Origin of the sequence: Burkholderia sp. AU39826, assembly GCF_020419965.1 — a bacterium.
GTDB classification, from domain to species: Bacteria; Pseudomonadota; Gammaproteobacteria; order Burkholderiales; family Burkholderiaceae; genus Burkholderia; species Burkholderia semiarida.
On the sequence record NZ_JAIZQG010000016.1, the window covers coordinates 155,062 to 163,954 of the forward strand.

Genomic DNA, 8,893 nt, shown 5'->3' on the forward strand with positions numbered 1-8,893 from the left:
CAATGTCCACGCCACACGCACAGACGTCGAACCCGGCGCTGATCGAACTCGAGAGTGTGAGCCACACTTATGGCGCCGGCGACGCGGCGGTTACTGTCTTGCACCAGATTGGTCTGCGCATCGAGCGAGGTGAGATGGTGGCCATCGTCGGCGCATCGGGTTCGGGAAAATCGACCTTGATGAATATCCTCGGCTGTCTCGACACGCCAACGTCCGGTACCTACCGGATCGCCGGAGTCGAGACGCAGTCGCTCGACGCAGACGCGCTCGCGCAGTTGCGTCGGGAGCATTTCGGCTTCGTATTCCAGCGCTATCAGTTGCTGAACGATCTGACCGCACTCGCCAACGTCGAAGCACCCGCCATCTATGCGGGCCTCGACGCAGAACAAAGACGCGGACGCGCAAGGAAGCTTCTCGAGCGCTTGGGTCTGGGTGACCGCCTCAGCCATCGGCCGATGCAACTCTCTGGCGGTCAGCAGCAGCGGGTCAGCATCGCGCGCGCATTGATCAACGGCGGCGAAATCATTCTCGCCGACGAACCGACAGGCGCACTCGACAGCCAGAGCGGCGAAGAACTGATGGCGCTGTTCCACGAGCTCAACGGGCAGGGCCATACGATCATCATCGTCACGCATGATATGGACGTCGCCCGGCATGCGCGCCGCATCATCGAGATTCGCGACGGGCGCATCGTCCGAGATAGTCGGCCTGAATCGACGCGATCGGAAAAGCCCGGCAATGTGCAATCTGCGTTACCCATCGAGTTCCCGTTCTTGCTTCGACACAAAAATGCGCAGCCGCTCGCATTGGGCCGGCTCACCGAAGCATTCCGGCTTGCCATGCACTCGGCGGCGAACCATCGTCTGCGCTCATTCCTGACGATGCTGGGCATTATTGCCGGTATTGCGTCAGTCGCGTGCATGGTCGCGCGTGGCGAGGGAAGCCGCAGAGCGATCATCGATCATTTACGGCAGTTTGGTACGGACACGATCAGCATTTATCCAGGACGGATGGCCGGCGATTTGCGTGCGAGCTCAATTCATACGCTGAGTCTCGGCGACGTGCACGCGCTGCAGGTGCAAAGCTACATTGATAGCGTGACGCCGGAAGTGACGAGCACGGGAACGATTCGCGTGGGCAACAAAGACGTATCCGCGACGGTTCATGGCACAGGCGTCGACTATTTTCGCGTCCATGGCATCCATATGATTGAAGGCCGGCCATTCGACGCGTCGCTGGTCGAATCGAACGCTCCGGTTGTCGTCGTCGATGAGAAGACCCGGAAAACGCTGTTCGGCTCCGATTCGCCGATAGGGAAAGTGCTACTTGTCGGAAATCTGCCGTGCCATGTGATCGGCGTGGCGGGTTCGAACGCCATGTCGTTCGCACCCGGTACGCTGGGACTCTATATGCCGTACACGTCGGTCATGTCGCGTATGACCGGCTCGTACAACCTCCAGAGCGTGACCGTCCGGCTCGCCGACGGCGTACCGTCGAGCGCCGCGCTTGCCGGTATTAACAAGGTTCTGACGATGCGCCATGGCGCCGTCGATTTCACGACCTTCAACTCGGACGCCTTGTTTCAGGTCGCCACTGCGTCGAACGAGACTTTTCGCATCTTCATTGCGTCGATTGCGGGCATTTCCTTGCTTGTCGGTGGCATCGGCGTGATGAACATCATGCTCGTATCGGTGACGGAGCGCACCCATGAAATCGGCATCCGCATGGCGATCGGAGCGCGTCGATCCGATATCCGCGACCAGTTTCTTATCGAGTCCGTCTGGCTATGCGTCGCCGGTGGAGCGGTCGGTGTGGCGCTCGCGTTAGGCGTCATCCGGTTTTTTTCCGAGCCTCATAGTCGCTTCTACATGGTGCTGTCGCTCGACTCGATCGTGACAGCGTTCGCCAGTGCCGCACTCGTAGGTGTCGTGTTCGGCTACTTCCCGGCGCGTCAGGCCGCGCGCCTCAATCCGGCAGAAGCACTGGCCCGCGAATGAACAAGTTCTCTCATTCACTTCGTGCTGTTTTGACGCGTACGGCCCTACGGCGGGTTCGAGCGTCCAGGTCGATGTCGCGATTCAACACGATCGCCTTGTCGATCGTGTCGCTGGGCGTCGCCGCATGCGGGACGTTGACGCGCACGACATGGACGCGGCCCGACGTCTCGATTCCCGGGCATTGGCAGACAGAGTCTGCTACCGCGGGGCAGACACCCGCTTCCGTGTCGGTCGAAGCGTCTTACAGTCGAAGTGACGCTCCTGACGCATCTAGGCTGTCGCCGGCAGACACGGAAGCGAACCCCGGTGGTGATGCGAGTATCGACCCGTGGTGGTACGCGTTCGGCGATCCGGAACTGAACCGGCTTATCGAGCGGGCGTTGGCTGGCAATCACGATCTCAAGACCGCCGTCGTCAATCTGCGCGCGGCGCAATTTGCCGTCGATCTCGCCCGCGCAAATCAATTGCCCCTGATCAGCTCAAGTGCGGAGTTGTCGAATTCTCATTCGCTGCGTGGTACGCGCGTCGTGTCGCACTCGAAGTCGCTTCTCGCATCGGCTAGCTACGTAGTCGACCTATGGGGTTCGCTGGCGAGTTCGACCGATGCATCGCGCTGGGAGGCGCGGGCATCCGAGCAGGATGAACGGACGGTCAAGATGACTGTCGCAACCCTGGTTGCCGACGACTACTGGTTGCTCGCGCTGCTGACGGAACAGATTGAGCAAAGCGATGCTTCGATTCTTTACGGCGAGCAAACGCTGGCATTGACAAATGTCCGGTATGCGGCGGGTGCGATTACGGCAGTGGACCTGCTTGCCGCCCGTCAATCGCTGGCGTCGCAACGCGCGTCGCGCAATGCGCTACTGGTGCAGCGGACACAAACCCAAAATGCACTCGCGATCTTGCTCGGTCAGCCACCAGGCGAAGTCTTCGTTGTACCTTCGGCGCGTCTGACGACCCCGTTGCCCGCCGTCGCCGCGGGCGTGCCGGCTTCCGTGCTCGTTCGCCGTCCGGACGTCGAGGCGGCGGAATTGCGCACGCGAAGCACGCTCGCAAGGGTGGATGCCGTACGGACCAGTTTCTACCCTAACCTCACATTGACGGGGTCGGCCGGTACCGCGAGCGACGCATTGCGCAATCTGTTGCAAAACCCGCTCGGCACGATCGCGGCCGATGTCGCGGCGCCGTTGCTGAATGTCTGGACGATGAAAGCGCAGGTGGGTTCGGCGCAAACAGCCTATGACGCCGCGGCAGTCGCATTCGCCAGGACGTTTTATCAGGCACTCGCCGATGTAGAGAATGCGCTTGCTGCACGCGCCGACTATCAGGTCGAAATCACACAATGGGCCGACGCGCTCGAAGCAGCACGACAAAGCGAGCAACGCATCGGCTGGCAGTACCGGGCGGGTTCGATTCCCCTACAAAACTGGCTCGACGCGCAGCAGGCGAGCCGCAACGCCGATGCCGAACTCGCGAACGCACGCTATTCGATCCTCACGAATCAGGTCGCCCTTTACGTCGCGCTAGGCGGACGATAGCCTGCGGCGAGGTGCGGACGAGACACCTTGCCAGGCGAAGACTGTGGTCGACTCGCTGATGGATATCAACGGCTTGTCGATCATGCTTGAGAGGGCTCTTTTTGAAGCCACCACTCAGGCCGGGCCGTGTTCGCTGGGCTGGCGTCCTGTTCGAGGCATTCAACCGGAAGGCGGGTACTCTCGATCCGCCGCCCGGCGCCGCAATCGCACGCCAGGCTGACCGTCTGATTACCGTTTTGTCATCTACGCCGCTCGGGCCTGCACGGAGCGCGGCCGTGTCGCCGTTTCCGGGTAACATCGCGGGATGTCACCACGAACGCGACGGAGCCGGCCATGCGCATCCTGATAGTCGAAGACGAACCGAAAACGGGCGCGTACCTGAAGAAAGGGCTCGAGGAATCGGGCTTCAGCGTCGATCTCGCGAAGGACGGCGCCGAAGGGCTGATGCTCGCGCAGGAAGAGCGTTACGACGTGATCGTGCTCGACGTGATGCTGCCCGTGCTCGACGGCTGGGGCGTGCTCAAGCGGCTGCGCGAGACGCATACGACGCCGGTGCTGTTCCTGACCGCGCGCGACGACGTGCACGACCGCGTGCATGGCCTCGAACTCGGCGCCGATGACTACCTCGTGAAGCCGTTCGCGTTCGTCGAGCTGCTGGCCCGCATCCGCACGCTCGCGCGTCGCGGGCCGCCGCGCGAGACCGAGCACCTGGCGGTCGGCGATCTGGAAATCGACGTGGTGCGCCGCCGCGTGAAGCGCGGCGCCACGCGAATCGACCTGACGCCGCGCGAATTCTCGCTGCTGCAACTGCTCGCGCGCCGGCAGGGCGAGGTGCTGAGCCGCACGCAGATCGCATCGTACGTGTGGGACATGAATTTCGACAGCGACACCAATGTCGTCGAGGTCGCGATCCGGCGCCTGCGCGCGAAGATCGACGACGCGTTTCCGGTCAAGCTGATCCATACCGTGCGCGGCGTCGGCTACGTGCTCGAGCCGAAGGACGGCGCATGACGCGCGCGCGCTCGCTCGCGGCGACACTCGCGCTCGCTTTCGCCGCGACCACGCTGGCCGCGTTCGCGCTCGTCGGCGCGTATGTGTATGCGGGCCTCGAGCGGCAGGTGAACACGCAGGACGATCTCGACATCGTGCTGGCCGCGCGCCACACGCGCCGGCTCGCGGGCGAGCTCGAGTCGCTCGATGCGGTTCGCGCGCACGCGGAGCGGCTGACGAGCCAGGTGCTGGGCAACGAGGCGCTGTCGATGGTCGTCGTCGATGCGCAGGGCGACGTGCTCGCGCGCCACAACGTCCGGCTCGCCGCGCTCGACGATGTACCCGCGGCCGCATCGGTTCCGCTGGCCGACGCGCAACTGTTCGCGCCGCACGCGGCGCCGGTTCCCGCGAACGACCGGATCACGGCCGACCGGCTCGTCACGTGGGCCGCCGCCGGCGGCACGCCGATGCGCGGCGTCGCGATCGAGGCCGCGCTCGGCGACCGCACGCCGATCCGCATCGCGATCGCGCGCAACATGCGCGACCGGGCCGAACTGCTCGACGGCTACCGCAACCGGCTCATGCTTGCCGGCGGCGTCGGCGCGCTGTTCGCGCTGCTGCTCGGCTACTGGCTGATCCGCAAGGCGCTCGCGCCGCTGCGCGAGATCGTCGACGACACCGGCCGGATCACGGTCGACAAGCTCGACACGCGGCTCGACGCGTCGCGCGCGCCGCCGGAGCTGCGCGCGCTCGTCGATGCGCAGAATGCGATGCTCGGCCGCCTGCAGCAGGCGTTCTCGCATCTGTCGCAATTCAGCGCCGATCTCGCGCACGACTTGCGCACGCCGCTGAACAACATGCGCGGCGCCACCGAAGTCGCGCTCGCGCGGCCGCGTTCGGCCGACGAGTACCAGACGCTGCTCGAATCGAATCTCGAGGAATACGATCGCCTCGCACGGATGATCGAGAACGTGCTGTTTCTCGCGCGCGCCGAGCATCCGAGCTTCGTCACGCGTCAGCGCGCATTCGACGTGCGCGACGAACTCGAGCGCATCGCCGAGTATTTCGAGGGGCTCGCCGACGAGGCGGGCTCGGCGCTGCGCGTCGACGGGCACGGGCAGTTGACCGCCGACGTCGAGCTGTTCCGCCGCGCGGTCGGCAACCTGCTCGCGAACGCGCTGCGTTACACGCCCGCCGGCGGCGTCATCACGCTGAGTGTCGATGAAACCGCAGACGCGGTGCGCGTCGTCGTCGCGAATCCCGGCGAGCCGATCGATCCCGCGCTGTTGCCGCGGATCTTCGACCGCTTCGTGCGCGGCGATCCCGCGCGCAGCGGCGGCGCACCGGGCGGCACGGCAGGGCTCGGCCTCGCGATCGTGCGCTCGGTGATGGAACTGCACGGCGGCACCGCGCAGGTCGAAAGCGACGCGCGCGGCACGCGCTTCGTGCTCACGTTCAACCGGCCGCCGGCTGCGTGACGGCGGGTTCGGGCCGCACGGCCCCCGCGTGTTCCTTCGCGCCGGCGTTCGATTCCGCGCCTGATTCCGCGCCTGATTCCGCGCCCGCCTGCCAGCCGCCGCCCAACGCCTTCAGCAGGCCGACCGCCGCCTCCATCCGGCGCGCGTCGATCTGATCGGCGGTGCGCCGGTTCGTCAGCGCGATCGTCTGCGCGGTCACCACATCGAGATAGCTGACGGCGCCGGCGTTGAAACGATTCGTCGTCAGCCGCAGCGACAGATCGGCCGCGTCGGTCGCGCGTTGCTGGCTGCCGGCTTCGGAAGCGAGTGCATCGAGCGCGGACAACTGATCCTCGACCTGCTGGAACGCGACGAGCACGGTTTGCCGGTAATCGGCGACCGCGCCGTCGTATTGCGCATGCGCGCCGCGCAGCGATGCGCTGCGGCGGCCGCCGTCGAACAGCGTGCCGGCGAGCTGCGGGCCGAGCGACCAGAACAGGCTCGGCGCGGTGAGCCACGGCGCGAAGAACGAACTCTCGAGCCCCGCGCTCGCCGACAGCACCAGATCGGGAAAGAACGCGGCACGTGCCTCTCCGATCTGCGCGTTCGCGGCCGCGACGCGACGCTCGGCCGCCGCGATGTCGGGCCGCCGCTCCAGCAGTTGCGACGGCACCCCGGCCGGAATGGCCGGCACGTGGAACGCCTGCACGCGGGGCGGCAGCGCGAACGTCGACGCGCTTTCGCCGACGAGCGTCGCGATCGCGTGCTGCAACTGCGCACGCGACGCGTCGATGTCGGTGTCCTGCGTGCGCGTCGATTCGAGTTGCGTCTGAGCTTGGGCGACGGCCGACGCGTCGATCGCACCGGCCGCGAGTTGCTGCTTGAGCAGCGTCAGCGCGTCCGCGTACGCGCGGACCGTGTCGTCGAGCAGTTGCTTCTGCGTGTCGAGCGAGCGCAGCGCGAAATAATCGGTCGCGAGTTCGGCCGTGACCGACAGCTTCACGGCCTGCAGGTCGGCCGCGCTCGCGGCCGCGTTCGCCTGCGCGCCCGTCACCGCATCGCGCACGCGGCCGAACACGTCGGGCTCCCAGCTCGCGGCCACGCCGGCCTGGTAGTCGGGCGTCGTCTTGCCGGCGAGCGACGAGCCGAGCCGGTTCTGCGACACGCGCGCGCGGCTTTGCGCGACGCCCGCGGTGATCGTCGGCAGGAATCCGGCGTGCTGATAGTCGACCATCGCGCGTGCCTGCTGCAGATCGGCGACGGCTTTCTTCACCGTCTGGTTCGACACGTCGACGCGTGCTTCGAGCGCGTTCAGGGCGGCGTCGCCGAACACGGTCCACCACGCGCCGCGCGCGGCGGCGTCGGCCGGCATCGCGACGTGCCAGCCGGCCTGCGCGGCAGGTGCGGCCGGCGCGCCCGCGTAGTGCGCGGGCACCGCGACGGCGGGTGGCGAATAGGGCGGCAGCGTCGAGCAGGCGGTCAGTGCGGCGGTGGCGGCGAGCGCGACGATGCGGCGTGCGAGCGGAAGCGGATGACGGAGGCGCATGGCAGGTATCTCGTGATTCGTCGTCGATGGGTCAGCCGCGGGTGGGCGCGGCAGCGGGCGTTGACGTAGCCGGTGCGGCGCCGGCCGCGCGCGGCGGCGGCACGTTGCGTGCATCGGCCGCAGACGCCGGTTGCGCGGCCTGCGCAGCCTGCACGGCGGAAGCGGCCGAAGCCGGCGAAGCAGCGACCGGCGCCGCATCGTGCGCGGTCGACACGATCTTCACGGTCTCCCCTGCCGTGATCGCATCGCCCGGGTTGTCGATCACGCGATCGGTTGCCGCGAGCCCCGCGACGATCTCCACCCGCGTGCCGAAATCGCGCCCGATCTGCACGGTCTTCAGCGCGGTGCGCCCGTTCGCGCCGACGGTGGCCACCGTCACGCCGTTCGGGCGGAACAGCAGCGCGCTGACCGGCAACTCGAGCGCCGGCGCCGCGCTCGGCACGACGAGATGCGCCTGCGCATACGCGCCGGGCATCAGCGCGCCGTCGCGATTGCCGACGTCGATCTCGACGCGCAGCGTGCGCGTGACGGGATCGATCGCGCCCGCGCTGCGCGCGACGCGCGCGGCGATGCGCCGCCCCGGATACTGCGGCGTCGTCAGGTAGACCGGCGTGCCGGTCGACACGCCCGTCGCGCTGTCCTGCGGCACGTCGACGAACACGCGCAGCGTGTCCGTCTGTTCGAGATGGAACAGTTCGCCGGACAGGCCCGGGCTGCCCGGCGTGCCGCCCGCGGTGACGAGCGTGCCGACGTCGACGTTGCGTGCGGTGATCACGCCGTCGAACGGCGCGGTGACGGATTCGTACGACACGAGTTCGGAAAGATGCGCGACGTTCGCCTGCGCGGCGGCGAGCATCGCGCGCTTCGCGTTCATGTCCGCGACCTTCGTGTCGGTGTCCTGCTGCGACACCGATTGCGTCTTCAGCATGTCCTGCCAGCGCTGCGCGGTCGATTTCGCATAGTCGTAGTTCGCCTGCGCGCTCGCTTCGTCCGCGCGCGCCTGGCGCAACTGCGCGTCGAGATCGGGCGCCGAGATCTGCGCGAGCGTCTGGCCGGCCTTCACGTGCGTGCCGAGATCGGCGCTCCAGTGCGCGATATAGCCGCTCGTGCGCGCATAGATCGATGCGTCCGCATACGGCGTCACCGCGCCGGGCAGGGTCAGCGTCTGGTCGGCCGGCGCCGTGCCGGGCACGACGACCGACACTGGCAGCGCCTGCTGCGCGGCCACCTGCGCACGCTGCGCGGCGCGCGCGTCGATACGCGGCACGATGCCGAGCGCGAGCAGCGCGGCGGCGAGTGCGGCGGCCGCGAGCGGCACGGTCAGCTTGCGGCCGCGGCGAGCCGGCGGGGTGTCGGAGGCGGCGC

At 67.2% G+C, this 8,893-nt stretch carries 6 protein-coding genes; 4 read left to right on the forward strand and 2 right to left on the reverse strand.

Annotated elements, in window-relative coordinates; genetic code table 11:
• The first annotated feature begins 2 nt into the window (after positions 1-2).
• The 4 genes from LGM42_RS24170 (at position 3) to LGM42_RS24185 (ending at position 6,003) form a co-directional block, all read left to right on the forward strand.
• Positions 3-1,997, forward strand: a complete 1,995-nt coding sequence (locus LGM42_RS24170; RefSeq protein ID WP_226233415.1) for a MacB family efflux pump subunit — start codon at positions 3-5, stop codon at positions 1,995-1,997.
• A gap of 71 nt (positions 1,998-2,068) precedes the next feature.
• Positions 2,069-3,535 (forward strand): efflux transporter outer membrane subunit, encoded by a 1,467-nt coding sequence (locus LGM42_RS24175; protein WP_226233417.1) that lies wholly within the window; start codon positions 2,069-2,071, stop codon positions 3,533-3,535.
• Between the two features lie 333 nt (positions 3,536-3,868).
• Positions 3,869-4,546: a heavy metal response regulator transcription factor gene (locus LGM42_RS24180; RefSeq protein ID WP_060314447.1), complete on the forward strand. Its 678-nt coding sequence runs from the start codon at positions 3,869-3,871 to the stop codon at positions 4,544-4,546.
• Entirely contained in the window at positions 4,543-6,003 is a 1,461-nt protein-coding gene (locus LGM42_RS24185) for a heavy metal sensor histidine kinase (protein WP_226093964.1), read from the forward strand. The genes LGM42_RS24180 and LGM42_RS24185 overlap by 4 nt, the downstream gene beginning before the upstream one ends.
• On the opposite strand, the gene LGM42_RS24190 is transcribed toward LGM42_RS24185, so the two are convergent.
• The gene (locus LGM42_RS24190) at positions 5,981-7,528 is read right to left on the reverse strand and encodes an efflux transporter outer membrane subunit (RefSeq protein WP_226233418.1); all 1,548 of its coding nucleotides are present in this window, start codon (positions 7,526-7,528) and stop codon (positions 5,981-5,983) included. The genes LGM42_RS24185 and LGM42_RS24190 overlap by 23 nt on opposite strands.
• Positions 7,529-7,559: 31 nt before the next feature.
• Positions 7,560-8,893: efflux RND transporter periplasmic adaptor subunit (locus LGM42_RS24195; protein WP_226233420.1), on the reverse strand; the 1,334-nt coding region annotated here is incomplete at its 5' end.

Coding starts and splice junctions, on each gene's coding strand:
- LGM42_RS24190 (WP_226233418.1), bottom strand. CDS start 7,528: ATGCGCCTCCGTCATCCGCTTCCGCTCGCACGCCGCATCGTCGCGCTC.
- LGM42_RS24175 (WP_226233417.1), top strand. CDS start 2,069: ATGTCGCGATTCAACACGATCGCCTTGTCGATCGTGTCGCTGGGCGTC.
- LGM42_RS24170 (WP_226233415.1), top strand. CDS start 3: ATGTCCACGCCACACGCACAGACGTCGAACCCGGCGCTGATCGAACTC.
- LGM42_RS24185 (WP_226093964.1), top strand. CDS start 4,543: ATGACGCGCGCGCGCTCGCTCGCGGCGACACTCGCGCTCGCTTTCGCC.
- LGM42_RS24180 (WP_060314447.1), top strand. CDS start 3,869: ATGCGCATCCTGATAGTCGAAGACGAACCGAAAACGGGCGCGTACCTG.